Consider the following 685-nt stretch of genomic DNA (forward strand, 5'->3'; position numbering starts at 1 on the left):
CGCCTCACGATTAAAGTCATCGATGACATTGAATGTCCTAAAGCGACGTTGATTACGACTACTGTCACTCATAAAATCCATTGACCAACATTCACCTTGTTTATTGGGGACTAATAACCTTTCCGGACATCGTGGAGGAATGCGTTTTTTACGCTTTACCCTGAGATTAAGCTTTAATTCACAATACACCCGATATATCCGTTTATGATTCCATTGATAGCCGAGCTTTCTGATACGATGAAAACATTTAGGAAAGCCCCAGCGTAAATGCCGGTCTGTGATAGCATTCAACACCGAAACAATCATCGAATCATCCTGTAACTTAGCTTGATAATAGTAAGCACAGCGGCTTAAGCCAACAATGGCACAACTCATAGCAATAGTAACCGAATGATTTTGTTGTAGTTGCTGTGCCCACGTTTTACGTGCCCCAGTTGGCACTAAAGCTTTTTTATGATTTCTTCCTGAAGCTGGGATTTTAAGCTCAGTTCGGCAAACATCTGCTTAAGCTTGCGGTTTTCAGCCTCAAGCTCCTTTAAGCGTTTGATATCCGACGTTTCCATACCGCCATATTTTTCCCGCCATTTATAAAAAGTTGAATTACCCATGCCATATTTACGACAGAGTTCCTTGACAGGAATACCTGCTTCAGCTTCTTTTAAAATAGCTACGATTTGATGTTCAG

1 protein-coding gene and 1 pseudogene are annotated in these 685 nt (G+C 41.0%); both read right to left on the reverse strand.

The window, feature by feature from the left end:
* The coding region (locus A9G45_RS04405) for an IS3 family transposase (RefSeq protein ID WP_141673598.1) at positions 1–441 on the reverse strand (441 nt) is incomplete at its 3' end.
* A gap of 46 nt (positions 442–487) precedes the next feature.
* A pseudogene (locus A9G45_RS04410) lies at positions 488–685 on the reverse strand (transposase); the annotation flags it as partial.

It is taken from the genome of Gilliamella sp. HK2, from assembly GCF_001690265.1.
In the GTDB taxonomy this organism is placed as follows: domain Bacteria; phylum Pseudomonadota; class Gammaproteobacteria; order Enterobacterales; family Orbaceae; genus Gilliamella; species Gilliamella apicola_C.